Genomic DNA, 23426 nt, shown 5'->3' with positions numbered 1-23426 from the left:
TTTTCCGACAAGAAGGCGCAGTAAGTCAATACTTTAAAGCAGACTCTGCGTACCAGCATTAAGTCGGAGTGCTCTCAGCCTCTCAAGATTTAGTCTGTTCGATGAGCATTTCAACGGAAGGTAAGATCTTTTCGACAATGATCGAAACGCCCTCACCCGTCGGGTGCATGCCATCCCCAAGGTTCAGCTTTGGCTCCGCTGCCACACCATCCAGAAAGAACGGATAAAGCAGGGCATCATGCTTTTCAGCCAGATCACCGTAAATGGAGTTGAACTCCTGACCGTACTGATCCCCCAGATTCGGCGGCGCCATCATACCGGCGAGCAACACCGGAATATCGCGGGAGCTCAAGCGAGCCAGCATTGCATCAAGGTTCTTGCGAGTTGTTGAAGGATCCAGACCACGCAGCGCATCATTAGCACCCAGTTCCAGGATCACACCATCAACATCATCACCGATGGACCAGTCCAACCGAGAAAGGCCACCGGAGGTGGTATCACCAGAAACACCAGCATTCACAATCGTGATGTTGTAGCCCCGCTCTTGCAAGGCTTTCTCCAGTTTTACAGGAAAGGCATCTTCAGGTGGCAACTGATAGCCAGCGGTCAAACTATCTCCAAACGCAACCAGCTTCACCGGCTCAGCTCTATCCTGCGCCATTCCGGCAGAAGCACTCGTAAGAGCAAGGCCCAGCGCAACAACGGCACCACTGAAAAAACGTAGCATACCAGATTTAGCTTCAACTTTTCGTGATCCAGACATTCAAATACCTTAGATTTTTTAAAACCGAGCTGGACGATGCAATCCACCCTACCCATATGCTTCCCAAGTGCGGCTGCGACAAGAGCAGCCAAGCAATTTATTATAAGATGTAATTCAGGGATTTGCATCGCCTGCACATCAAGGTGGAAGAATGACAGGTAATCCGGCACTAGACTTAAACGGCGTTCATCTTAGCCTGGGCCACGGCGCAGGCCGCACCCATATTCTTAAAGGCATTGATCTTTCTATCAACACTGGCGAAAGCGTTGGCCTCGTCGGCCCATCCGGCTCAGGTAAATCTACTCTGCTTATGGTCATGGCAGGCCTCGAACGGGCAGACAAAGGCACCGTAAAAGCTGCCGGGCAAGAACTTGGCACCATGAGCGAAGACGAGCTCGCCCGCTTCCGCGGCCAGAACGTTGGTATCATCTTCCAGTCCTTCCACCTGGTCCCGAACATGACCGCACTGGAAAATGTTGCTGTTCCGCTTGAGCTTTCCGGCGACCCCAAAGCCTTTGAGCGTGCGAAAGAAGAGCTGGAAGCTGTTGGCCTTGGCCATCGCCTCAACCACTACCCAACCCAGCTTTCTGGCGGTGAACAGCAGCGCGTCGCCGTGGCCCGCGCCCTCGTCACCAACCCGGAAATCCTCATCGCCGATGAACCAACCGGCAACCTGGACGAAACAACAGGCGAACAGATCATTGAGCTGATGTTCAACGCGCAAGAGCGCAAGAACACCACGCTGGTCCTCGTCACCCACGATCCATCTCTGGCAGACCGCTGCCAGCGTAAGATCCGGGTGCATTCCGGCACCATCGATGAAGAAACACCAGCCGTGCGTGAGGTACGTGCGCGATGAGCCAAACCACCTCCAACGGCTATCAACCCGGCTTTGGCCTTGCAGCCCGCTTCGCCCTGCGCGAAATGCGGGGCGGCCTGAAAGGGTTCTACGTCTTCATCGCCTGTATCGCACTGGGCGTAGCCGCCATCGCTGGCGTTGCCTCCTTCTCCCGCGCGCTGACGGAAGGCATCTCTGCAGAAGGTCAGGCCATTCTGGGCGGGGACCTCTCATTCTCTCTGATCCATCGCGAAGCCACACCTGATCAACTGGCTCACCTGAACAGACTGGGCGCCACCTCCCAGATCTCTAGCCTACGCGCCATGGCTCGCACAGATTCAGCGGGTAACCAGACTCTTGTGGAACTGAAGGCGGTTGATGATCCCTATCCGCTTATCGGCAGCTTTGAGCTCACCTCTGGCAAAGAACTGCAAGAAACCATCAATGGCAGAACCGAGGGCCTGCGCAACGCAGTGGCAGAAGTTGCCCTCCTCGCACGCCTTGGCCTTGAAGTTGGCGACGAGATCTCCGTCGGCAAAACCAACTTCCGCATTGCAGACACCATTGAGCTGGAACCGGACAAACTCTCTTCCGGCATGACAGTTGGTCCGCGCCTCCTCATCTCTCAGGAAGCTTTGCAGGACACCGGCCTGGTCCAGCCCGGCTCGCTGATCCGCTATATCTACCGCGTCCGCATGGGCTACAACGTGCCAGAAGCACAGTTGCAGCAAGCCATTGATCAGACAAACACTCTGTTCCCTGATGCTGGCTGGCGCATCCGCTCCAAATTGGAAGCAGCTCCAAGCCTGCAGCGAAACATCCAGCGCTTTGCTCAATTCCTCACGCTCATTGGCATCACCTCCCTTGTGGTTGGCGGTGTTGGCGTGGCGAACGCTGTACGCAGCTACATGGACACCCGCCGCGAAGTCATTGCCAGCTTCAAATGCCTTGGCGCATCAGGCGGTTTTGTCTTCAAGGTCTACCTCATCCAGATGATGGTCCTTGCCACCATCGGCATTGTGGTTGGAATGGTGCTGGGGGCCCTGATCCCACTCGTCGCCATGGCAGCCTTGCAATCCATCCTGCCAATCAATGCGGTGCAAGCAGTCTACCCGCTTCAGCTACTGCTTGGCATGGCATATGGCTACCTGACTGCCCTCGCCTTCGCACTCTGGCCACTTGGCAGAGCCCACGATATCGCACCAACAGTTCTGTTCCGCGATGAAGTGAGCACCCGTAGCCGCTATCCAAAGCCGCTCTACATCGCAGGTGCTGCAGTCACGCTGGTTCTGCTGGCAGGCCTTGCCCTCGTCATGGCCTACGACAAAACCATCGCCCTCATCTTCATCGGTGCATGTACAGGCACTTATCTATTGTTGCTGGTAGTTGCCCGCCTCATCATGGCTGCAGCCCGCAAAGTGCCAACAGTCCGCTCAACCGAGTTGCGCCTGGCAATCACCAACATCTATCGTCCCGGTGCGTTGACACCCTCCGTCGTGCTCTCTCTCGGCCTCGGCTTGTCTCTGCTCGTTGCACTTGCCCTCATCGACGGCAACCTGCGCCGCGAGCTCAATCAGGCTGCACAGGAACAGGCACCGAGCTTCTTCTTCGTAGACATCCAGAACCACGAAAAAGACGCCTTCCAGTCCCTGATTGCGGAAAAGGCAGCTGGGACAGAGTTCAACGCTGTCCCAATGCTCCGCGGCCATATCGTCTCGCTGAAAGGTATTCCGGCTGCGGACTATCCAGCTCCACCTGAAGCAGAATGGATCCTGCGCGGCGACCGCGGCATCACTTACTCCGAGACACTGCCAGAAAACTCAGTCATCACGGCTGGCGAATGGTGGCCGAAGGATTATACCGGCGAACCGCTGGTTTCCTTCTCTGATGACAATGCCCGCGAACTGGGCCTGATGGTCGGCGATACGGTCACCGTGAACGTCCTCGGACGCCAGATCACTGCGAAGATCGCTAACTTCCGCACGGTGGATTGGGAAAGCATGTCCATCAACTTCGTGATGATCTTCTCGCCCAACACCTTTGCAGGCGCACCACACACCCATCTAGCAACCGTCGGCTGGCCGGGCGAAGCCACCTTGCAACAGGAGCTGGATCTGCTGAAGGAAGTTACTCAGGCCTTCCCAACCATCACCTCGATCCGGGTGAAAGACGCCATCGCACAAGTGAATGAGCTTGTCGGCCAGTTGGCATGGGCCATCCGCGGCGCATCTTCCATCACGCTTCTTGCAAGTGTACTTGTTTTGGCTGGTGCATTGGCCGCAGGCCACCAGAGCCGCATCTATGATGCTGTCATCCTGAAAACACTGGGCGCCACACGTGGTCGTCTCATCAAGGCATATATTCTCGAATATCTGATCCTTGGTGGAACCACCGCTATTTTCGCCCTGTTTGCGGGTTCTCTGGCCGCTTACTTCATCATCACCGGCGTGATGGAAGGCACTTTCACCCTACTGCCGATCACCGCAATTGCGGCCATCATCGGCGCTCTCATCTTCACAGTTGGCTTCGGTCTGCTGGGCACCTGGAGAGTGTTGGGAGAAAAACCTGCACCCGTTTTACGAAATCTGTAAAACTCCGTGGACTGCATCAAGTAAAAAAACGTTGATCGACGCAGATGCAGTCCACATCTCTCAGAATTATTTATTAACAGACCAACTCTTTTATTTTCCGGCTAAGGTCTTGCAGCACCTGCAACATTACAATCGGTTAATAATAGGGTCCGGTTTTACCAAGTTTATACCACAAGACCTTGTCGTGAGGGCCAATTCTACAAAAATCAGTAGGGTGCACCCTTGTCTTACGCCCTTTTTCCTACCATATTTGCTGATATGTAACTCGGGTCAGTCACCCGTGCTGTTTGGTGCGTCCAACAGCGAATATGTGTTTAACAAGAGAGAGGATCCACATGGCGACCTTCGACCGCAATAATTCTACGCGGTATGGAATGGCTGGCTCTCATGCCAATGCAGCCGCATTTGACGCTGGTCTGCGCGCCTACATGCTTCGCGTTTACAACTACATGGCGATCGGTATCGCAATTACCGGCGTTGTAGCTTATGCAGCCTTCCAGATGGCTGTTTCTAACGGAGCACTGACAGAATTCGGTGTGTTGCTGTTCACCAGCCCTCTGCGTTGGGTAGTAATGCTTGCTCCTCTTGGCTTCGTGTTCTTCCTGAGCGCACGTATCCATAAGATGAGCGCATCAGGTGCACAGCTTGCATTCTGGCTCTTTGCTGGCGCGATGGGTCTGTCCTTGTCGTCGATCTTCCTCGTCTACACTGGTAACTCCATTGCTCGTGTATTCTTCATCACCGCAGCTTCCTTCGGCGCGCTGAGCCTGTTCGGCTACACCACCAAGAAAGACCTCTCCGCATGGGGCTCCTTCTTGTTCATGGGCCTGATCGGCATCATCATTGCGTCTCTGGTCAACCTGTTCCTTGCTTCTTCTGCTCTGCAGTTCGCAATCTCCGTGGTTGGCGTTCTGGTGTTCGCAGGCCTCACCGCTTACGACACTCAGCAGATCAAGGAAATGTATGCTGCTGTTGATGACAGCGAAGTAGCAGGCAAGAAAGCCATTATGGGCGCGCTGCGTCTGTACCTGGACTTCATCAACCTGTTCATCATGCTTCTGTCCCTGTTCGGCAACCGCGAGTAATCGCAGCAGCCATCAGGCGTACACTTCAAAGAAAGCCCGAGGCACCCGCCCCGGGCTTTTTTCTTGGCCAAGTACCAACGCAGATATAGGCTTCAACCATACACTCTCCACTGCCCCACGCTGCAGGACACCAAATGTACGGACCGCTCTCACTCTTCTATTGGTATGAACGCAAAGTCTTCCAGTTCAGGGACTTCCACAAAGCCAACACGACCATCGCCGAGCGCTATTATATGATCGCGGTAATTCTGGCTGCTATCACAGTCATCACAATAGCCATCGTCATGCCCATCTACATGCCCCTATTGCTGCTACCTGCAGGAATTGCCTATATTTTGCAGTCACCATTTAGCTACATAATCAATCGGGCCAAAGAGAAACGAAACAGCGTTTACAACTCAGCTTTCCCGAATAAGCGGTGGTACGGCGCAGCAAATCAATGGAAACCTAACCAGATACAATCCGCCTTGGTAAAAGCCGTATTCCCTGATTTATAGCCAGTAAAATGCAGCCAACACGCACAGATAACCACAACGTAACCGCTTAGTTTTCAGGGGTACAACCAAATTTCACTAGCCAAGATCAGTAAGAAGATTTATTTTCTTAACGTAGCGTATCATATGTTTTTCTAAGCAATTTTCTGCTTGTTCCAACAGCATTTGTAGGGGCAAAAAATGCCAAGACATTCGCCTTGTGCCATCGCCAATGAATTTTTAAGACGTCGTGGTAGTCCTACCTACCCTTCCCAGATGTACATTCAAAAGCTGGTGGCAATCGCGAACGGATGGAACCTCGCAATCAACGGCGAGCCTCTGGTCAGCGAAGCACCGCAAGCATGGGTCAACGGCCCGGTCTTCAGGCAGATATGGGACTTTGTGAAGGAAGGCGGCTTCAAGGGGCCAAACAGCGAAATCGTTGATCCCATCACAGGCCAGATCATCACCTCAAAAATAAACGGTAATGAGGAAGAAATCCTCGATCACGTTTGGAAGAAGTACCGCAACTACACACCGCAGCAACTGTCAGATCTCACCCATCAGGCGAATTCTCCATGGGCCTATGCCTATTTTGAAAAGGGAAGAAACGCAGAAATCGATACAGAACGCACCCGGCAATACTACATCAAACTCGCCTTAGCAGGCCGCTCCAATGCAGAACAGGAGCAGGCCCTACAAACAGCGGGTCGGATCAATGCCGCCTAACGACACTTTCGACGACACGCTCGACAAACCTCTCACCGTTGATGACATCGACGCTGCAGCCCTCAAGCTGCCCATAGAGGTCGACCCTCCAGCCAAGATCGGCATGGAGCAGTTGCTGAAAGACCGGCAGGCCCTTTCTGACGACAACACCCAGCTGCAAAACGAGCTCATGGAGCTCAAATCCAAACTCGCCACCAAGCGCGAGCTGGACGCCCTTATCAAACCCTACGCAGGCAAAGCCTACTGGTTCATGTGTGTCTATTGCGGCACTGTCGCGCTCATCCTCGTGCTCGCAGGCTTCAAAAACGTCTACGGCAACTCGTTCATTCTGGCAGACAGCGTGCTGGAGTTCCTCGTAGGAAGCACAGCAACCACTGTCATCGGCCTTGTCGGCATGGTCCTCACCGGCATCTTTGTCGGCGCCAGAAAGTAGCGCACCACACTAAATCAGTGACCTGAAAGCACCAGCACCTTCACTGGGAAGGCAAGCGCCTGGAAGCGTAAGATCAGCGCATGCATAATCGAGGTGGCATCCACCATATGGTAGTAAAGCCCACCCCAGAAGCCGAACTCTCCTGCCGCAATCTGCTCACCATAATTGCTGTAGGCATTGGCAATACACTTACTGCCCGGAGGAATACCCATCGTATCATCCTCATAAAGCGGTTCCATGATCACCAGTAGCGTTCCCGGTCGCGCAACATCCTGCGCATCCACGAGCTGATCTGTCGGGCGGAACTGACCGGAGGAGATAAAGTCCTGCGTATCAACGACCACCATGGGGATGACCTCGAAGGGTCGCGACGCACAGGTGATCTCCGCCGCCATCCCAACTTTGATCACAGAAGCCGTAATCTGACCAAACCCAGCCTGAAACCGCCCACGCCCCGTTGAATCCGGCACAAGGATGCCAGCAGGACGCAGGATAGGACTGACAATATCTCCCGGTTGCAAAATGAACTGGGTCACCACACCATCAACGCCCGCGTAAACGAACTTCTTATGATAGGCGGACTCCGCCTGATGCAGTCTGGCAATCGCGCTGGTCCGTTGCGCTGGCAGGCTCACCGTAATCTTCGTCTGCACGATATCCCGGTTGGCAACAGCTGCATCCAGCTGTCCTTTGCGCACCACCACCTGGTTTTCGCGCGTATCAACTTCTTTCTGCGTCACCACATCAGAGTTGCGCCGCTGCAGATCCAGCGTCCGCTCCAGCTCACTAACAGCCTGATTGTAGGCACCTTGCGCCTGAGAAATCATGGCCTCTGCGCTGATCAGCTCAGAGTTTGCCAAAGCGATCTCGGCATCAATCTCATCCACTTCACTCTGCGCCGTATCCACCTGCGCCTTCTCCGTGGAAGAATCCAACGTAAACAGCAGCTGCCCGGCCTTCACGTGCTGATTGTTCTCCACCATCACCAGATCAACCCGCCCAGCAGTTTCCGGCAGGATGGAAACCGTACGGTACAGTGACAGCACATTGGATGTGGTTGGGTGATAAAAGAAAACCAGCGTGATCAAAGCGATGGTCAGCATCAGCGCACCAGTAATCCCCCAGCGCAGCTCGTACCAGACCGTGAAAAACGTAATCTCATGCCCAATCCGCTTGCCCTGCCGATAACGACGAAACAGATAGTCCGGCAGGATCGTAACAAGCGAGCAAAGAAGAAACTCAATCATCCTGTTTCTTCCCCTTTATCGTCTTGCGCAGAGACTGAGCGATGGTGTTTAGCGGCGTCTCGTAATCGGGCAGGTTGATCGCAGCCAGCAGCAACGCAGCAATCCAGAAGTAGTTGTTGTGCGTGAACAGCGCGAGCACAGCCAGTATGGCAACGATCTGCATGTGCGATCGCCCATACTTGTGCGCTATCTTCTCCGGCAAAGCATGAAGGGAAAAGTAAAAGACACCCGCCAGCAACACCGCGCCAATGGCGATGAAGATGGTGACCACCATCAAAACATCTGTGCTGCCCGGTGCAGTGATAAAGATTGGAAGATGCCCAGCAAACTGCTCATGTTCGCCACCAGAAGCCATAGCCAAGTCCGCTCGTCTCTTGGAAACCAGCAATACTTATGCACGAGCTAGGTTACTTTGAGAGAAAAGCCTGAGGTTTTTGGGGTATTTTTCGGGCTCACGGTAAACAGGTGATCAGCGCATCCGAGATAAGAGGTGTTTAAAACCGACAAGTGCCCGCGCACTTTCTCGTAAGCAGGACAGGCCACGTACCTTAGCAGAGCCCGCCCTGATACTTATGAGATTTACACACGCACGAAGCTGATTGAACCATTTCCGTCTACAATGAGATTGAGGTCTCCCCCACTTTCATCGTGCCGAACAAGCGTACCACTGCTTTGCGAAGCAATAACAAGCTCACTGTCTCCACTATCCCAAAAGCAATAGGCTTCGTTTCCGGTAAAGATGTAGTTCGCATGCCCGAAAGCAGCAGAAAACGAACTCCAACTGCCCTTGTTAATCAAAACATTATGGCTCGGCTTAACTTCCGTTCCCTCTCTGACAAAGTAGGTATCACGGTCAGCTACTGGGTTTGCTGTTACAGCATTTCCGTCGGATTTATTGATGAACCGCGGTATGTGGTATGCCATAGAAAATTCTCCATTCTTCTGAAAGATTGATCACTGTCTGCTTGAGGCAGCAATCTAAATTGGGTGGAGTTTTTTGGTGCGCCAGCGCTCATAATTGAAGACTGGCACATGGCATACTTGAAACCTAGAGATGAAATAAAACAATAAGTTAGAGCTTTACAAACAAAACAAAATCGAAAAACTGAAATCAAATAAACGACCAGTTCATTCGCAATGCATTTTATACGGTGACAGCCAGCTCTTCCCGCGCTCTCATAAACAATGGTGCAAGCGCTTGAGACAGGATAAATACCCTTTTTGCATCAGCGTCCGTGTAGGCATGGTCTGCATCCAACAGGTTCACCGTACCAATCACCTCTCCCAAAACAACGACTGGCAAGTTAAGCGTTGCGCCCAGCCCCATTGCTGCAATCTTTTCATGGTCAGGAAAATACTCTTTCACATCATCGATGGTGTATCCCAGAAACGGCTTTTGCTGCACCAGCACCCGTTCATACCAGCCACCCTCTTTCTCAATAGGCTTGGTACCCGATGTCCCGTAGGAGTTCTCTGCACTGGAATACAGCCGCACCACGTGGCTCCCGTCAGGATGCGTCACCGTCAGCGTAAAAAGCTTGTAGCCGGGAAATTTGGAGAACAATTCACCCGCTTTTTTCGCGGCCTCCTGCAAGCTGGAGCTACCTGTCACAGCCTGCACAAACTCAATATGATCAACCACTTCAAATACCTGCAATCTTGAAATGCAGATAGTTTAACGGTTCCCCCAGTGCCATCAAGTCGGAGAAACTCAACTAAGCCGTTGCCTTGGGTTAGTCCCGGCTCAGCACCTTGAAGTCCCCCTCATCCGCCGAGAACTTATCGTCGATACAGCACTCTTCACGCAGTGTCTGCAGCACCTGATCCAGCTGCTCATACTGTGCCACGCAATAAAGCACACGCCCTTCACGGCGCTGCTTGATCAATCCAGCAGACGCCAAACCCGACAAATGGTGCGACAGTGTTGAGCCCGGAATTTCCAGTTCTTCCTGCAAAGTACCCACGGCAAGGCCTTTATAACCAGCTTTCACAAGACGCTTGTATATTGTTAGCCGCGTCACATGTCCCAACTCTTTCAGAGCCTTAGCTGTTTTTTCGATATCCATCTCGCTCACCAGCATTTCTTATATTTCGATATTACTAGAAATATCTTGACATGAAAAGCTTTCATTCTATTATTTCGATAAATCCGGAAATATAGTAATAAGGATCACGCCCATGTCACTGTCCTCGGAAATGCTCATAAGCAGCCTGGAGATGTTCGCCTTCCTTGCTGTGGAACTAACCATCCTTTTTCTGGCGATCAGCTACTTCGTCGGCATCTTGCAGGAGTACATTCCGCCAAGCCGCGTGCAGAAGATCCTCAGCAGCCAGAACGGCAAAGGCTATGTCACAGCAGCAGCACTCGGTGTCATCACCCCGTTCTGCTCCTGCTCCACCATTCCGTTCTTGAAAGGCCTGCTCCGCGCCCGCGCTGGCTTTGGCACCATGATGGTCTTCCTGTTCGCCAGCCCACTGCTGAACCCGGTCATCATCGGCCTGTTCGCCATCACCTTCGGCATTCAGGTAACAGTGTTCTACTTCACCATCGCATTGGCAGTTTCCATCATCGCGGGCTACACGCTGGAAAAGCTTGGCTTTGAAAAGTTCGTGAAAGAAGAAGCCTACGCGGCCCCATCCAGCTCCTCATGCGGCAGCAGCTGCGGAGGCAGTGCGCCAGTACAGAGCAAATGGGCAAGAGTTTGGAACTCAACATGGACCGACTTCAAGAAAGTCCTGCCATACCTCATCGGCGGCATCGCCATTGGCTCCGTCATTTACGGCTTCATGCCAACAGACCTGGTGTCCTCATGGGCAGGAAAAGATAACGTCTTCGCCATTCCAGTCGCAGCCGTCATCGGCATCCCGCTCTATATCCGCGCAGAGGCCGTCATTCCGCTCACCGCAGCACTGGCTGGCAAAGGCATGGGACTGGGCGCCATCATGGCCCTCATCATCGGCAGCGCAGGCGCCAGCCTGACAGAGGTGATCCTCCTCAAGTCCCTCTTCAAAAACCAGATGATCGCCGCATTCCTCGTCGTTATCCTCGGCATGGCCGTCAGCGCAGGTGTTCTCTACACGGCAATTTTCTAGGCCTCTAAGCCGTTAGAACTCAACAGCACCTGCAAAATAGCCCTTGCTATCCCCTATGTTAGCAAGGGCTATTTTCTAGTCTCTGATGATCTCCAGAAAGGCCGGGCCGAAGCGTTCCAGTTTGGACTCGCCGACACCGGAGATCTCCAGCATCTCTTCCAGTCGCTGCGGGCGTTCTACCGCCATCTCAATCAGGGTCTTATCGTTGAAGATCACATAAGGCGGCACGTTTCGCTCTCGCGCCAGCTCCATCCGCCGCGCACGAAGTTTCTCGAACAGCTCCTGATCCGCAATGTCTTCAATCTGAGCCTTTGCCGGTGCTTTCGCCCGCCGCTCCATCTTGGCTGAGCTGGCAAGCTGATCCACCTTCAGCTCAATGGTCTGGCGCTCTTTCAAAAACGTCATGCCCAGCGCTGTCATCTTCAACGCCCCATGAGCATCATGGTCTGCAAAGATAAGGCCTGCAGCCAACAGCTGACGAGTAATCGCATTCCATTGGATCTTGGTGAACTCACCGCCGATATCAAAGGTCGAAAGCTGGTCATGCCCACGGGAGATAATCCGCTCATTGGCATTACCCAGCAATACATCAATCACATAGTTCGCCCCAAAGCTCTGTCCAGTGCGCAAAATGCAGGAGAGCAGCTTCTGGGCGGCAATGGTGCCATCCATGGTCTTCGGCGGATTGAGGCAGGTATCACAGTTGCCACAAGGCTCGCACTCATCCCCGAAGTAACGCAGCAGAACGGAGCGTCGACAAGTCGCTGTCTCACAGTAAGCCAGGAAAGAGCGCAGCTTTTGCCGCTCAATCTGCTTCTGGTTCTCCGGCGCTTCACTGCGGTCGATCATCTGGTTCAGTAGAACCACATCCTGCATGCCATAGACCAGCCACGCCTCAGACGGCAGCCCATCACGCCCAGCGCGGCCTGTTTCCTGATAATAAGCCTCAATGTTCTTCGGCAGATCCAGATGCGCCACAAACCGCACGTTGGGCTTATCAATGCCCATACCAAACGCGACTGTTGCCACCATGATCAGGCCTTCTTCCTTGATGAAGCGATCCTGATTAGCCTCACGCACAGAACTATCAAACCCTGCATGATAAGGCAGAGCATCAAACCCTTCTTCCATCAGCCAGGCAGCCGTCTCCTCCACCTTTTTGCGGGACAGGCAGTAGATGATGCCACTCTCACCAGCAGGACGATCCCTCAGGAACCGGCGCAACTGCTGCTTCGGGTTATGCTTGATGCCCACGGTGTAGGTGATGTTAGGCCGGTCAAACCCAGAGGAAATCAGACGCGGTAGATTGAGCCGTTCCTGAATGTCCTTCCGCGTCGGCTCATCCGCCGTCGCCGTCACCGCCAAGCAAGGCACACCCTCAAGCTTCGCCCGCACATTGGTCAGCTCGCGATACTCAGGACGGAAATCATGGCCCCACTGGCTGATGCAGTGCGCCTCATCAATGGCCAGCAGAGCAATAAGTCCACGCTGGTTCAGCTCTTCCAGCAAACCAACAAACTCAGGCCGCACCAGACGCTCTGGCGCCACATAAAGCAGATCCAGTTCCCCAGCCCGTAAATCCCGATAGGCAGCCTGAACTTCATCATAGGAAAGAGCGGAGTTGATGGACGTCGCCCGCACGCCAAGCTCGCGCAGTGTCGCAATCTGGTCCTGCATCAGCGCAATCAGCGGAGAAACAACAATGCCCACCCCACGACGACACAAGGCAGGCACCTGATAACACAGAGACTTCCCCGCCCCTGTCGGCATAAGCACGCAGCAGCTCTCGCCAGCCATGACGCTATCAATCACAACCTGCTGATTGCCGCGAAACGCGTCATAACCGAATACTTTTTTCAGAACATCATTCGGCGAGGCAACAGTATCTTGCTCAAAATTCATAGCATGACCGCACAATACGAATGGAAATTTGGCTCTTGGGCAATTGGTTTTGAAACTTCACCGACAAGTCTCTTCATCAGACGTGCCTGCACGCTTTAGCAAAGACGTTAAGTACTCAGAGCGCGATCCATCCCAGCCACACTCAGTGCATGAACTGCCATGGAACTTATGATTACAACGAGGATGGCCATACAAAACGTGCGAGCATTCAATACACAAGCCCACCATTTCAGAAGTTCCATCAAAATATGGGCTTTCACACTCTACACATCGCTTAATTCCGTGTTTCATAAGTGTATGAGTAACACGAAACATACCAGTACTAAAGAATGCTAACTTAGCTAAGTTAGCATTCTGGGATAGACGAGTCTTTCCTCGTTAAATGCAGGATTTCTTCAAACTTCTTTAGCTTTCTCGCATCACCGATACTTGGCTGCGGAGATGAACTCGCCAAAGGTTTCGCACCACACCAGCACGGTATTGTACTTCTCGATATCAACGCCCTCCGGCACATCCAGTAGAAAGCCGTCGAAGGTTTTGACATCACCGATCAGAACAGAGTTGTCTTTGACCGGCAGAAACTCATCTTCGTGCTCAACGAACTCAGGAACCAGATAAACCTTGTAATCCGGCCCCGGCGCAAGACGGCCCTGATGCACGATCATGGTTGGAGAGATGCTCACCTTGCCCTCACCCCAATGCAGGAAGTCACTGCCACGCTGGTCGCGGCTGAACTCCGCAGTGTACTGCGCATTCTGAGCTTTCTGCTCCAGCACAGCAGTTTCAGGAGAGTCCGGCGCTGTCAGGATCGGCAAGAAATAGACCCCAAGCGCAAAGCCAACAGCCAGCACTACACTGTGCGAAACGAGCAATGCAACAAAACGGATCATAGGACCTCTACCAAGGCAAACTCACCATAACCTTGCAACCATTCTCAAAATTGCGTGAAGTTATCCCCTCGCTTGATACAGAAAACGCCCTTCTCAAGACATGGCACAAGACCGCGCTACCAGTTCCACCGACTTATCTGGCCTTCAAAAGGCTCTTTAATAAACTCCGGAAAATAGGGCTTTAATCGCTTAATATCTCCGTAGTCCCAATCCAGATGCATATCTGCGCGCGGTTTGTTTTGGACAATAATGGTAATGTTGTAACCATATGTCAAGATCGCAGCATCCTTGCAATCAATACCGTTAAATACTAGCTGATACAGCAGGAGCCCTGCATTCCACAATGTCAAATGCCCACCGACAATGATGTGCTTTAAAGGGGGGACGGTGATCGCAATGTAGCCATCCTCTTTTACGAGCTCGCGACATCTGCGGATAAAAGCTCCCGGGTCTGGCTGGTGCTCAAGAACATGGGAGGCCCATACACAATCAAACTTCTCAGGCACCTGAAAGTCATAGAAGTTTCCGACGATCTTTTTCCAGGAGCTTTCATCGACGCCATCACTTGCATGGAGCGACACACCAAAGTCTAGCGCAGTGACAACCTTTTTGTGCCTGTGCAGAACTTCCGCGTGCTTTCCAGAGCCAGAACCGACATCCAAAACTGTCTTAAAATCACAATCACTGATCAGCTTATAAAGCCCGTGTTCGGCGCGAGGTAACTGTGAAAACTCTAGCGGAATTTTGGGAACATACGACTCGTATTCGTCTTTAGTCGCTATTGGAGGCGGTGTACGCCGAACAAGTTTGTAAGGGAAAATCTTCCGCCGAAGCTTCTTCAGAAGCTTCCTCTTGCGACGTCTTTTGTATCCGGCTTCATCATAAGGAGAGGCATCTATCGTGCCAGCAACTTTCATCTCACTCATATGTCCAAATCCGATGCGCCTTATAGATAAATAATAACCCTCACGATCCTAACTACCTGCTCTGCCGTACCAACTCCGTTAATCTAAGAGTATGGCAGCAAAGTCAATTAGAATCATGAGCTTAGCTCTGCCTCTGCCCATGCCACGCAATTAGATTAAAGTCAATTAACATCATGAGCTTAGCTCGGCCTCTATCCATGCCAAGCAATTGGATTGATGAGGTTCAATTACCTATTGTAAAAGAGGGGCACAACCAGCTCTAGCCTAACCATTACCAGTCACCGCTTTATAGAATGGATTATTCTTAAGTTGGTCCAAATCTTCTTGTATGACTTCTTTTTCGCCAACAGCAGCACCCCGCGAGCCTGCTTGATTACGGTAAGTCGCAAAGCCCATCTCCCCCAGACCAACATCAGAGTCTGGTGTCGCTCCCGGCTTTATACCTGCGGCCTCCAGTTCCTGCTCAATTAACTTGATGAAAAATGAAAAGTCTGCGGCCCTATCAGCAAAACTCGTATCTTCAACACAAGGATAAAGCGTAATTTGTGCCCCTTGTGTTATGCGCTCAAATTTTGCTTTGTGCAATGCATTTCGTTCTTCACTATCGGGCGTATCGTTTGCAATTTTTTTATATCTTTCTCCAGGTCCGCTTGTGCTCGCTCTACGTTGGTAACCTTAAAAGACACGAAGGGATTATCTGGTGACAGCAACAGAAGTGTCAGCACGTTACAGGCTGCATCAATTTGGTTTGCCTGGACGCTAATGTGTATTTTACTACCATCCCACCCCAGATTTTCATTTTCAGAAATCTTCTTTCCATCTGCATCCAGCTTGTCAAAATAAGTGAAGGTCGCAGAGCCAATATCCGGGCGAATAGAATGAGTGCTATTTTTTAGCAGTACATCATTCTCTTTAATTTTATCCAACTGCTTCTTGCAGGCTTCCATATCTGAAAACCCTATAGCGTATAACTCTTCATGCAGCTTCTCATAATGATCTTGTGAGAGTCTCCCACAGAGTTTGATCCTGTATACGCTCTTACAGTGAACTCCTTACCTGCGTTGGCTTGCTCCTTCGATGGAGTTTGCTTTGCAGTCAATTCCAATGCTTCAAGGCTGGCATCCAACAGGCCCAGATTTTCCGCCCACCCTTTAAGTCTCCAGATTTGAGCTGAGTTTCCGTTTTGCTTGCAAGACCTTCTAAAACTTTCTGCTGCCGTTCAAATTCAGCTTTTCGTGTTTCAGAAAAACTCTCTCGATCCAACGCCCATAGCTCGTTCGCCCTTGCTCTCACATTGGCAATTTGCTGTTTATACCCAACAAAGGCACAGGCTTTTGAAACACCTTGCTGGTACAGTTTCTCAACTTCATTGAGAGTAAGCCTTGCATTATCCAACGCATCAGAAGCTTGTCGTCTAGTTTGCCCTGCTTACAGATCACCAGCCATTTTCAAAAAGTCTTCCGCTTTAGAGCAGTAGTTTTCAAGGATTTCCTGCTCCCCCGTTTCTTTGAAAACATGTTTCCGCTGTTTGTAGGCATCAATCTGCGAGCTAAGCTTTTTTATTTCTGGCGCTAAATCATTTTTATCTGAGTATGCCTGAGCGGCCAGATGGGTCTCTCCAGAGCCGTTTGGCGCAGACACTTTGTCCGCAGGCTTCCCCTTTCCACCTTTCAGATTCAGCACCTTGAACATCGACTGAATCCAAGTGTCATTGTCTAAATCCTGCTCAAGCCTGTTCTTATCACTCTTACGACCGGGCATTTACCTGCTCCACTTCCATTCCCAAAGATAACGCAGTTCCGGCACAAGCCAATCAGAAACCAGTTACCCCTTAGAAAGAAAAAACAAGATGACAAAATAAAAACCTAGCAACAACCAATATACAGAAGGACAAAACGAATAGAAATAATATAAAATTTATTGAAGACAGGAACTATATTATCAAACCCAAGAAAATATAAAAACAAACACCACTCACCTTCATTTTTACAGAACAGTATCTAACGTCACCCATAAAGCACCTCCATCGCCGTCCACTTCCTCGTCAACCTCACCCACATCCTGTTCTTCACCTACCCCATGCTGGCAAAGTAAGACTGGTCAAACACCACGCTACCTTTTCCGTAAGGGAATGCTGCTAAGCATTGCTGTATAACGAGCTCGCCAGCCAAGGCTTCGAGCTATCTCGGCAAAGGGTTGTTGAATGTCCGGATCACAACAGAGACTGCCACCCCGCTCAATCATCGCAGCAGCGAGTGGCAATGTTCTGGAGTGGTACGACTTCACGGTCTATGGTTTCCTCACCGCCACGCTGGCCACCCAGTTCTTCCCGCTAGAAAACCGGGTTGCCTCCGTCCTCTCCACATTCGCCGTGCTGGCTGTCGGCTATGCAGCACGACCAATCGGCAGTGTCATCTTCGGCCATATCGGAGATCGCATAGGCAGAAAAGCCGCCATGATGATCTCTGTACTGCTGATGGGCGGAGGCTCCCTCGCCATTGCGCTGCTGCCCACATTTCATCAGATCGGCATCACCGCAGCAGTTCTTCTCGTCCTGATCAGGATCATCCAAGGCATAGCCGTGGCCGGAGAATACACCGCCTCTGGCGTCCTTCTGGTAGAACAGGCTGAGCCGGAACGCCGTGCACTCACAGGCGCATGGATCGCCTGCGCCATGATCTCCGGTTGCCTCATCGGCTCAGCAGTCCCTGCTGGCATCAGCCTCCTGCTCACTGCAGATCAAATGGCAAACTGGGGATGGCGCGTGGCTTTTGCATTCGGCACACTGGTCGCCCTCTTCAGCGCAATCATCAGGCGGCACATCACTGACACTGTGCTGGTCAAAAACCAGTCAGATCAAGGCTCACCAGTCTGGCAAAGCCTGCGAGATCATTCCGCCTTGATCGGCCAGATGATCCTGCTGCTCATCCCAACAGCGGTGATCTATTTCGTAATCTACGTCTATGCAGTGTCGTATCTGAGCGCTGATCCAAACTTTGGTTCATCAGCAGCGCTCAACGTCACAACGCTTAATCTGGTCGTGATGGCCCTGTTCATTCCTGTATGCGGACTTGCCGCTGACCGGTTCGGCTTACGGCCTGCTTTTCTGGCAGGAGCCGTCGCAACATTCATTCTGGCAGGGCCATGCTGGTGGCTCATGCTCCGCCCAGACACGGCCTCAGTCTTTCTCGGCCAGTTCGGCCTCACCCTGACAAGCACAGTCGGTTGGGCGCTCTCCATCACCGCCCTCACCCTAATGGCTCCGGATCATCTGCGATGCAGTGTGGTTGCTCTGGGATATAATCTGAGCATGGCCCTCTTTGGCGGCACCACCCCAATCGTTGCCACTTATCTGGTCAACCAGACCGGCAGGGATTACGCCCCCGTCTACTACATCCTCCTCGCCGTCCTCGTTTCCATCCCCATCATCTGGCGCCTCCCCAAACTCATCGCCACCACACGCCTGAAGAACGCTTTGGCATAACGTTCAGCGCCTCGTGATAGAGCGAGCCGCCTATTGAAAAAACCGACGTGTTAAGCTGAAAATACGCTGCTCATCAAAGGGATGCTTTCTCCTATTTGATAGGAAGATAGACAACTCTGTAACGCGTACATTACCATCACTGCAATGACCGTTGAGCCCCCCTCATAAAGGCCAGCATAAACAACATCTCAGTGCGGAACGCGCGCTGATACGATCCAATGGGAGATTCCGCATGACACAACGCACTTCACCAAACATGGGCGAGTTCCTGCATCTGCGCGGTCAGAACCTGTCTAAAGGTGAGCCGATTGCGTTACCTCTGGTGCAGAGCTCCATGTACCATCTTCCAGGATTGCCCGAAGACTTCCCGAACTACGGACGTGTTAGCAACCCAACATGGACCCAGCTGGAACATGCCCTCGCCCATCTCGAAGCAGCGCCGTGCCTTTGCTTTCCATCCGGAATGGCAGCAATTTCAGCAGCCCTCTTCGCAACACTCAAAGCAGGCGATCGATTGCTGGTCCCGGCAGACGGCTATTATGTGACCCGCATCCTCTCCAGCCAGTTTCTGGCAAAGTTTGGCGTTGAAGTCGTTGAGCGCGACACTGCTGAGTTCGCCACAGGCGGCTTTGATGGGTTTAACGTTGTGTTTTTGGAAACGCCTTCAAATCCAGGCCTCGACCTACTGGATATGTCAGCAATTGCATCTGCTGTACGCGACGCAGGTGGTATCACAATCTGTGACAACACAACTCTGACGCCGCTTGGCCAGCGCCCACTGGATTACGGGGTCGATATCGTTGTTTCCTCAGACACCAAATCCATGGCGGGTCATTCAGACGCTCTGATGGGCCATGTCGCCACTCGAAATACTGAGATCTTCAATGCTGTAGAAGAATGGCGCAAGTTTTCCGGCTGCATTCCCGGCCCGCAAGAAGCATGGCTGCTGCATCGTGGTCTGGAAACGCTGGATGTGCGTTATGATCGGATGTGCAACTCTGCGGCCCTTCTGGCAGAGCGCCTTGCAAAGCACCCTGCAGTCAAATCCATCCGCTTCCCGGGCTTGGAAAACGACCCAGCCCACGCATTGGCCAAAACCCAACAAATACGATTTGGCTTCCTGATCTCCTTCACCCTTGAGACAGAGGCTCAGGCTGAAGAGTTTATCAACTCATGTGCACTCCTGCGCCCTGCGACCTCCTTTGGCGGAGTGCACAGCTCAGCAGAACGCCGCGCCCGCTGGGGAGATGCAGTAGATCCCGCGTTTATCCGTCTGTCCGTGGGATGCGAGCCAGTAGAAGAACTCTGGCAAGCCTTCTCAGAAGCCTTGGAGCGGGTTTCAAAAGAGCGGGCAGTCAGTTCATGAGTTCAGCCTCTTAGAAGGCTCAGATACAATCTGGTCTTCGCTGTCAAACGAACCACGCGTAAAAGGCAGCGAAGAAACCTCCAATCCAGCAAATGCTGACTGGCAGAAATCAGCGCCTACCCATAATCCAAAGCCCGGATATCCGGTTGGCGCCAGAGGAGGAAGATGAGGCCCAGCGCGATGGCGAAGCAGGTGATGCCGGCGATGAACACGCCGTGGATGTTGGCTGTCATCAACGAGGCACCGGCAATAGCAAGGATGAACTGGCCACCTGTTGAGCTAGAAATGGTGATCCCCATAATCCAGCCTTGCTCGCTCTCATCAACGGCAGCAGAAAACAAAGAGAACATGAGCGGCAGGGTCAGCGCAAAGGCCGCAACGATAGGCACCGTCAGGAAGTAAGACAGCCACGCCACGTCGTTAACGGTAAAGACCAGCAGTCCGACGCCCATCACAGTCACGCTCACAACAATGGTCGCCACCTTCGAAAAGCGCTGCGATATTGGCCCCACCAAAAGCGAACTGACAAGAGCCAGAACAGACCCGAAAATGATCATGAGAATGCTGTTCTGCAGGGTATCGAATCCAAAGCGCAGCACCATGTAATTGTTAAGGTAGATGTAAAAGGCACTCAGCCCCACCTCGACAAAAAGAAACACAGCACACAGCTTCAAGATTGTTGGCCGTGAATGTGCCCGCCAAAGCACGAGAAACACCTCCGACAAGCCAAAGTCTATCTTGCGCCGTGTCTGATTTGTCTCCTCAAAGAAAACAATGATCAGAGCAATGTTGATCAGGATCAGCCCCAGCGCTGCATAAAAAGGCAATTCAAGCGACGCATAACTGCCCATGATCGAGGGATCACTGAGCGTTCCTGCAAACAGCGGCCCGATGATCAAACCAAGGGCAATCGCCGCCGTCACATACCCCATATTCCGGTTTCTCTCCGCACTTGTGGTGCTGAGGTCAACAAGAGCCGCCTGCGCAATTGGCTGATTGCCAGCAGAAAACCCGGTAATTGCGCGCGCCAGCACCAGCAAAGCCAGATTGGACCAAAGCAGCGCAACAACAGCCAGCCCGTACCCGAACAAAGCGCCAAACAAGCAAACAAGAATGGCCTTCTTGCGCCCGATATAGTCTGAAAGCTTGGAGATATAGGCACCGCCAAAAAACCAGCTGATGTAGAACGCCGCCGTCAGAAGGCTGAAATCAATCTCCCGGATTGCAAGGGAATCTCCACGAGGAACAAAGGTACTGCCAGGCACCATCACGAGGGTGTTGACGATCGGAAAGATCATCCCCTGTCCCATAACATCCACGAGGACAAGGAGAAGCAATGCAAATCGAGACCAACCCATCGCTTCACGCCTTTCGCGCTTCACATCAGCAACTGCTCACCGGAGATATCAGTCCATCGGGCAACAGCCCCCCAGATCACTCCACCACGCGCAGATGCTTTTTCTTTTCAAGCACTTTGAGTACGTTGGCCAGATCATGGCCGCGTTTGAGGATCATGCCACCGGCGCCAACAACGCAGTAGGCGCCTTGTTTGCGGGCAAGTTTGGGGTCTTTTTCAATTCGGTAAAGCGGCATTTCGCTGGAGCGGCGGAAAATGGCGAAGATCGCCTTGTCTGTTCCGTGGCCAATGGCGTAATCGCGCCACTCGCCACTGGCAACCATGCGCCCGTATAGCCTGAGGATCTGATCGAGTTCCGTTCGATGAAAAGCAACTATCGGTTTCGGGAGGTTCGGTTTTCGTTTAACGGCAGTGCTGTTTGAGCCACCATCAAGAGAGCGAACGCTCCCCGACACTATTGCAATATCATCCCCTTCACTCATGAAGGCCTCCCGCGTTCAGATCCTGTGGTCAGGCACCCGCTGGAAAGACGAAGCTCAGCTCCCTCATCCGCGTTTGCACCGAGGCAACCTGGTTGAGCACGCAGCGTGATTTTGGAAATCCGCGACACACTTCAAGCCATCGACAAACCCATTTTACCACATAATCCGTCCATCCTGCGGCAAAGCCTGAAAGAACGCAAGTCAGGCACTTTTTGTTGCCCGGCAAAGGTACCCCTCAGAATTAAGAGTACACGCTAAAATTGTCACAGTAGTTTCTCTATTTCGCCCCAATTGGGTCATTGAGGAGCCACGAATGCCAGCCAAATTATCGTTGTTGCCCAAGCAGGTTCGGTTCTGTGGAGCTGTGGTGATGACTCTCACCCCTACCCCCCATTGACCCACTCGTCACAGTGCTGAAGGAGAACCGAACCGCTTCCCCCTACAACTTATTGCTGCGAGAATTCGCTGGGTCTTAATCAGTGAGGCCGAGGGAAAGACCACCACCTCCAAGTAGTTTCGGCTGGCTTGTACAATCCCATATGCCCGCCAGAAGTCCGGCCGCATCCCGCGCCAGCTTGTTCGCATCCTTGGCAGAGCGCGCATCCACGTAGCCGATGTGACAGGTCTTACCCTGCCCCAACTGCGTGATCACCAGCACCTGCCCGCGATAAAACCCATCCGCATCCGCTTTTTCAGCACCTGCAACATCCGCCGGAATGTCCGTGTGCCACCGCAAAATGGTCGCCACAGGCTCGCCGCCCTCCAGCACCCACTCGATGGTGGTGCCGAGCCGGTTCCACGGGCTCAGGCCCTGCGTAGCCGCGGGCTCGTCCTGCGCCGTATCTCCAAAACTGACGAAAAAACGCAGATCGCCTTCAGCCACGTACACGGGGATACCGTTATACCCCTGACACATCCACACGGCAGAGCCTTCTGCACTATCAGAGGTCACATCTTGAAGCTCGCAAGTCTCGTTCAAATCCAGGGTGGAATAAACACTCTCAGCCCAAGCCTGACTGCACATAAAAATTCCGGTCATGGCAACAATGAGGAACTGAAAATTCTTCAACATTAAGCACCCACTTATCCCAGAGTTATTCGTCAGAAATTACTTGGACGAATTACGCAAGCTCAACAGCGAAATATATCTTGCAAGACGCCGGTGCCCCTGTAATACAGGCAGCAAATGAAATTGGAGTATACATAAATGCGTATCGATCGTATTCCCGTCGGTAAGAACCCGCCTGAGGACATCAATGTAATTATTGAAGTTCCGGTTGGTGGTGAGCCGATCAAATACGAGATGGAAAAAGAATCCGGCGCAATGTACGTCGATCGCTTCCTCTACACCCCTATGCGTTACCCAGGCAACTACGGCTTCGTTCCACACACCCTGTGCGGTGATGGCGACCCAATCGACGTTGTTGTTGTGAACCAGCGTCCAATCGTTCCAGGCGCTGTCATGAGCTGCCGTCCGATCGGCGTTCTGATCATGGAAGACGAGTCCGGCCAGGATGAAAAGATCATTGCTGTTCCAAGCAGCAAGCTGACCCGCCGTTACGAGTCTGTACACACCATTGAAGACCTGCCTGAAATCACCATCAAGCAGATCGAGCACTTCTTCGAGCACTACAAAGATCTGGAGCCGAACAAGTGGGTGAAGATCACCGGCATTCACGGTGCTGAAGAGGCAAAGCGCCTCATCGTAGAAAGCATCGAGCGCTACGGCAAAGAAGAAGGCTAAGCCCTCTTTCTTACAAGCCTACA

26 protein-coding genes are annotated in these 23426 nt (G+C 52.4%); 10 read left to right on the top strand and 16 right to left on the bottom strand.

All coding sequences use genetic code 11. The features are described from left to right. Positions 1-82: 82 nt before the first annotated feature. On the bottom strand, positions 83-727 hold the full coding sequence (locus tag AC3CB2_RS12460; RefSeq protein ID WP_425328946.1) for an arylesterase: 645 nt from the start codon (positions 725-727) through the stop codon (positions 83-85). 187 nt (positions 728-914) lie between these two features. Between AC3CB2_RS12460 and AC3CB2_RS12455 the strand changes: the two genes are divergently transcribed. The 6 genes from AC3CB2_RS12455 (at position 915) to AC3CB2_RS12430 (ending at position 6912) form a co-directional block, all read left to right on the top strand. Further along, positions 915-1622, top strand: a complete 708-nt coding sequence (locus AC3CB2_RS12455) for an ABC transporter ATP-binding protein (RefSeq protein ID WP_014283025.1) — start codon at positions 915-917, stop codon at positions 1620-1622. Next, the gene (locus AC3CB2_RS12450) at positions 1619-4192 is read left to right on the top strand and encodes an ABC transporter permease (protein ID WP_352931868.1); all 2574 of its coding nucleotides are present in this window, start codon (positions 1619-1621) and stop codon (positions 4190-4192) included. The genes AC3CB2_RS12455 and AC3CB2_RS12450 overlap by 4 nt, the downstream gene beginning before the upstream one ends. A 335-nt stretch (positions 4193-4527) precedes the next feature. Continuing rightward, complete coding sequence (locus AC3CB2_RS12445; RefSeq protein WP_008550595.1) at positions 4528-5277, top strand: Bax inhibitor-1/YccA family protein; 750 nt, start codon at positions 4528-4530, stop codon at positions 5275-5277. A 134-nt stretch (positions 5278-5411) separates the two neighbouring features. After that, a complete protein-coding gene (locus AC3CB2_RS12440; RefSeq protein ID WP_352931870.1) occupies positions 5412-5774 on the top strand; it encodes a hypothetical protein in 363 nt (120 codons plus the stop codon). A gap of 177 nt (positions 5775-5951) precedes the next feature. Continuing rightward, on the top strand, positions 5952-6479 hold the full coding sequence (locus AC3CB2_RS12435; RefSeq protein ID WP_352931872.1) for a Panacea domain-containing protein: 528 nt from the start codon (positions 5952-5954) through the stop codon (positions 6477-6479). Then, a complete protein-coding gene (locus tag AC3CB2_RS12430) occupies positions 6469-6912 on the top strand; it encodes a hypothetical protein (RefSeq protein WP_008550420.1) in 444 nt (147 codons plus the stop codon). Before AC3CB2_RS12435 ends, AC3CB2_RS12430 begins: the two co-directional genes overlap by 11 nt. 14 nt (positions 6913-6926) lie before the next feature. Here the strand turns inward: AC3CB2_RS12430 and AC3CB2_RS12425 are convergent, their stop codons facing one another. The 5 genes from AC3CB2_RS12425 to AC3CB2_RS12405 all read right to left on the bottom strand — a co-directional run bounded on the left by AC3CB2_RS12425 (position 6927) and on the right by AC3CB2_RS12405 (position 10225). Continuing rightward, the gene (locus AC3CB2_RS12425) at positions 6927-8159 is read right to left on the bottom strand and encodes an HlyD family secretion protein (protein ID WP_352931874.1); all 1233 of its coding nucleotides are present in this window, start codon (positions 8157-8159) and stop codon (positions 6927-6929) included. Next, entirely contained in the window at positions 8152-8514 is a 363-nt protein-coding gene (locus AC3CB2_RS12420) for a hypothetical protein (protein WP_352931876.1), read from the bottom strand. The genes AC3CB2_RS12425 and AC3CB2_RS12420 overlap by 8 nt, the downstream gene beginning before the upstream one ends. Positions 8515-8738: 224 nt before the next feature. Continuing rightward, positions 8739-9083 carry a hypothetical protein gene (locus AC3CB2_RS12415; protein WP_352931878.1) on the bottom strand — a complete coding sequence of 115 codons (345 nt, stop codon included), beginning with the start codon at positions 9081-9083 and terminating at the stop codon, positions 8739-8741. 220 nt (positions 9084-9303) lie between these two features. Continuing rightward, positions 9304-9801, bottom strand: a complete 498-nt coding sequence (locus tag AC3CB2_RS12410; RefSeq protein ID WP_352931879.1) for a GAF domain-containing protein — start codon at positions 9799-9801, stop codon at positions 9304-9306. Positions 9802-9892: 91 nt separating this feature from the next. Then, complete coding sequence (locus AC3CB2_RS12405) at positions 9893-10225, bottom strand: ArsR/SmtB family transcription factor (protein WP_041768819.1); 333 nt, start codon at positions 10223-10225, stop codon at positions 9893-9895. A gap of 112 nt (positions 10226-10337) precedes the next feature. On the opposite strand from AC3CB2_RS12405, the gene AC3CB2_RS12400 reads away from it, so the two are divergent. Continuing rightward, positions 10338-11252: a permease gene (locus tag AC3CB2_RS12400; RefSeq protein ID WP_352931881.1), complete on the top strand. Its 915-nt coding sequence runs from the start codon at positions 10338-10340 to the stop codon at positions 11250-11252. A gap of 75 nt (positions 11253-11327) precedes the next feature. On the opposite strand, the gene recQ is transcribed toward AC3CB2_RS12400, so the two are convergent. The 7 genes from recQ to AC3CB2_RS12365 form a co-directional block, all read right to left on the bottom strand. Then, the gene (recQ, locus tag AC3CB2_RS12395) at positions 11328-13154 is read right to left on the bottom strand and encodes a DNA helicase RecQ (RefSeq protein WP_352931883.1); all 1827 of its coding nucleotides are present in this window, start codon (positions 13152-13154) and stop codon (positions 11328-11330) included. Between the two features lie 419 nt (positions 13155-13573). Continuing rightward, positions 13574-14044: a DM13 domain-containing protein gene (locus tag AC3CB2_RS12390; RefSeq protein ID WP_352931885.1), complete on the bottom strand. Its 471-nt coding sequence runs from the start codon at positions 14042-14044 to the stop codon at positions 13574-13576. Between the two features lie 116 nt (positions 14045-14160). Beyond that, positions 14161-14970, bottom strand: coding sequence for a class I SAM-dependent methyltransferase (locus tag AC3CB2_RS12385; RefSeq protein ID WP_352931887.1), 810 nt, complete (start codon positions 14968-14970; stop codon positions 14161-14163). A 264-nt stretch (positions 14971-15234) separates the two neighbouring features. Beyond that, complete coding sequence (locus tag AC3CB2_RS12380) at positions 15235-15555, bottom strand: hypothetical protein (RefSeq protein WP_352931889.1); 321 nt, start codon at positions 15553-15555, stop codon at positions 15235-15237. Continuing rightward, positions 15528-15917: a hypothetical protein gene (locus AC3CB2_RS12375; protein ID WP_352931890.1), complete on the bottom strand. Its 390-nt coding sequence runs from the start codon at positions 15915-15917 to the stop codon at positions 15528-15530. The genes AC3CB2_RS12380 and AC3CB2_RS12375 overlap by 28 nt, the downstream gene beginning before the upstream one ends. Positions 15918-16065: 148 nt before the next feature. After that, entirely contained in the window at positions 16066-16365 is a 300-nt protein-coding gene (locus tag AC3CB2_RS12370) for a hypothetical protein (protein WP_352931892.1), read from the bottom strand. Positions 16366-16398: 33 nt separating this feature from the next. After that, a complete protein-coding gene (locus AC3CB2_RS12365; RefSeq protein ID WP_352931894.1) occupies positions 16399-16731 on the bottom strand; it encodes a hypothetical protein in 333 nt (110 codons plus the stop codon). A gap of 442 nt (positions 16732-17173) precedes the next feature. Here AC3CB2_RS12365 and AC3CB2_RS12360 point away from each other — a divergent pair, with 442 nt between their 5' ends. After that, positions 17174-18454, top strand: coding sequence for an MFS transporter (locus AC3CB2_RS12360; RefSeq protein ID WP_352931896.1), 1281 nt, complete (start codon positions 17174-17176; stop codon positions 18452-18454). A 232-nt stretch (positions 18455-18686) separates the two neighbouring features. Beyond that, complete coding sequence (locus AC3CB2_RS12355) at positions 18687-19820, top strand: cystathionine gamma-lyase (RefSeq protein ID WP_352931898.1); 1134 nt, start codon at positions 18687-18689, stop codon at positions 19818-19820. Positions 19821-19936: 116 nt separating this feature from the next. Here the strand turns inward: AC3CB2_RS12355 and AC3CB2_RS12350 are convergent, their stop codons facing one another. The 3 genes from AC3CB2_RS12350 to AC3CB2_RS12340 form a co-directional block, all read right to left on the bottom strand. Beyond that, entirely contained in the window at positions 19937-21202 is a 1266-nt protein-coding gene (locus AC3CB2_RS12350; RefSeq protein ID WP_352931900.1) for an MFS transporter, read from the bottom strand. 52 nt (positions 21203-21254) lie between these two features. Beyond that, a complete protein-coding gene (locus AC3CB2_RS12345) occupies positions 21255-21659 on the bottom strand; it encodes a DUF2794 domain-containing protein (RefSeq protein ID WP_037037327.1) in 405 nt (134 codons plus the stop codon). Positions 21660-22131: 472 nt separating this feature from the next. Beyond that, positions 22132-22731, bottom strand: a complete 600-nt coding sequence (locus AC3CB2_RS12340) for a hypothetical protein (RefSeq protein WP_352931902.1) — start codon at positions 22729-22731, stop codon at positions 22132-22134. 135 nt (positions 22732-22866) lie between these two features. On the opposite strand from AC3CB2_RS12340, the gene ppa reads away from it, so the two are divergent. Next, positions 22867-23403 (top strand): inorganic diphosphatase, encoded by a 537-nt coding sequence (ppa, locus tag AC3CB2_RS12335; protein ID WP_008550487.1) that lies wholly within the window; start codon positions 22867-22869, stop codon positions 23401-23403. The last annotated feature ends 23 nt before the right edge of the window (positions 23404-23426 follow it).

The sequence above is a fragment of the Pseudovibrio sp. SCP20 genome (assembly GCF_057774105.1).
Note: the sequence above shows the minus strand (reverse complement) of the source record. Positions and strands in the feature narration are given on the sequence as shown.

Excerpts from the sequence above, each read along its gene's own strand:
- AC3CB2_RS12460 (WP_425328946.1), bottom strand. The coding sequence starts at position 727 with ATGCTACGTTTTTTCAGTGGTGCCGTTGTTGCGCTGGGCCTTGCTCTT.
- AC3CB2_RS12450 (WP_352931868.1), top strand. The coding sequence starts at position 1,619 with ATGAGCCAAACCACCTCCAACGGCTATCAACCCGGCTTTGGCCTTGCA.
- AC3CB2_RS12435 (WP_352931872.1), top strand. The coding sequence starts at position 5,952 with ATGCCAAGACATTCGCCTTGTGCCATCGCCAATGAATTTTTAAGACGT.
- AC3CB2_RS12365 (WP_352931894.1), bottom strand. The coding sequence starts at position 16,731 with ATGCCCGGTCGTAAGAGTGATAAGAACAGGCTTGAGCAGGATTTAGAC.
- AC3CB2_RS12420 (WP_352931876.1), bottom strand. The coding sequence starts at position 8,514 with ATGGCTTCTGGTGGCGAACATGAGCAGTTTGCTGGGCATCTTCCAATC.
- AC3CB2_RS12455 (WP_014283025.1), top strand. The coding sequence starts at position 915 with ATGACAGGTAATCCGGCACTAGACTTAAACGGCGTTCATCTTAGCCTG.
- AC3CB2_RS12425 (WP_352931874.1), bottom strand. The coding sequence starts at position 8,159 with ATGATTGAGTTTCTTCTTTGCTCGCTTGTTACGATCCTGCCGGACTAT.
- AC3CB2_RS12445 (WP_008550595.1), top strand. The coding sequence starts at position 4,528 with ATGGCGACCTTCGACCGCAATAATTCTACGCGGTATGGAATGGCTGGC.
- AC3CB2_RS12345 (WP_037037327.1), bottom strand. The coding sequence starts at position 21,659 with ATGAGTGAAGGGGATGATATTGCAATAGTGTCGGGGAGCGTTCGCTCT.
- AC3CB2_RS12355 (WP_352931898.1), top strand. The coding sequence starts at position 18,687 with ATGACACAACGCACTTCACCAAACATGGGCGAGTTCCTGCATCTGCGC.
- AC3CB2_RS12385 (WP_352931887.1), bottom strand. The coding sequence starts at position 14,970 with ATGAGTGAGATGAAAGTTGCTGGCACGATAGATGCCTCTCCTTATGAT.
- AC3CB2_RS12360 (WP_352931896.1), top strand. The coding sequence starts at position 17,174 with ATGTCCGGATCACAACAGAGACTGCCACCCCGCTCAATCATCGCAGCA.
- ppa (WP_008550487.1), top strand. The coding sequence starts at position 22,867 with ATGCGTATCGATCGTATTCCCGTCGGTAAGAACCCGCCTGAGGACATC.
- AC3CB2_RS12340 (WP_352931902.1), bottom strand. The coding sequence starts at position 22,731 with ATGTTGAAGAATTTTCAGTTCCTCATTGTTGCCATGACCGGAATTTTT.
- AC3CB2_RS12415 (WP_352931878.1), bottom strand. The coding sequence starts at position 9,083 with ATGGCATACCACATACCGCGGTTCATCAATAAATCCGACGGAAATGCT.
- AC3CB2_RS12400 (WP_352931881.1), top strand. The coding sequence starts at position 10,338 with ATGTCACTGTCCTCGGAAATGCTCATAAGCAGCCTGGAGATGTTCGCC.
- AC3CB2_RS12375 (WP_352931890.1), bottom strand. The coding sequence starts at position 15,917 with ATGGAAGCCTGCAAGAAGCAGTTGGATAAAATTAAAGAGAATGATGTA.
- AC3CB2_RS12430 (WP_008550420.1), top strand. The coding sequence starts at position 6,469 with ATGCCGCCTAACGACACTTTCGACGACACGCTCGACAAACCTCTCACC.
- recQ (WP_352931883.1), bottom strand. The coding sequence starts at position 13,154 with ATGAATTTTGAGCAAGATACTGTTGCCTCGCCGAATGATGTTCTGAAA.
- AC3CB2_RS12390 (WP_352931885.1), bottom strand. The coding sequence starts at position 14,044 with ATGATCCGTTTTGTTGCATTGCTCGTTTCGCACAGTGTAGTGCTGGCT.
- AC3CB2_RS12440 (WP_352931870.1), top strand. The coding sequence starts at position 5,412 with ATGTACGGACCGCTCTCACTCTTCTATTGGTATGAACGCAAAGTCTTC.
- AC3CB2_RS12405 (WP_041768819.1), bottom strand. The coding sequence starts at position 10,225 with ATGGATATCGAAAAAACAGCTAAGGCTCTGAAAGAGTTGGGACATGTG.